Annotated in this window: 1 protein-coding gene; it reads left to right on the top strand. The window is 49.2% G+C overall.

Going from position 1 to position 252, the window contains the following annotated elements:
- Positions 1 to 12 precede the first annotated feature (12 nt).
- Positions 13 to 252, top strand: a 240-nt coding sequence (locus RTW80_RS30070) for a hypothetical protein (protein ID WP_312721831.1), incomplete at its 3' end; no start/stop codon positions are given.

Below are 252 nucleotides of genomic sequence, written 5' to 3'. Positions count from 1 at the left end.
CACCAGGAGACGGTGGTCTATTTTATCCCCGATACGGCAGTTGACCCCATTGAGCCGGTGGCTTACAAAATCCGCTTTTCATTCAGCAACCCTGATCTCTTACTGAAGTCGGCGATCGAGAAATATGGAGAGCCTTCAGTCTCTGATGCCCAGAGAGGTCGTTATATCTGGTGCAAGGCACTGGCGGAGAAAACGAATAAGTGTGATGACAGTAAATCTGAGCTTACGCTGACAACGCGAGAAGTTGAAGAC

Origin of the sequence: Escherichia sp. AM3 (assembly GCF_032029835.1) — a bacterium.
Lineage (GTDB): Bacteria > Pseudomonadota > Gammaproteobacteria > Enterobacterales > Enterobacteriaceae > Escherichia > Escherichia coli.
Note: the sequence above shows the minus strand (reverse complement) of the source record. Positions and strands in the feature narration are given on the sequence as shown.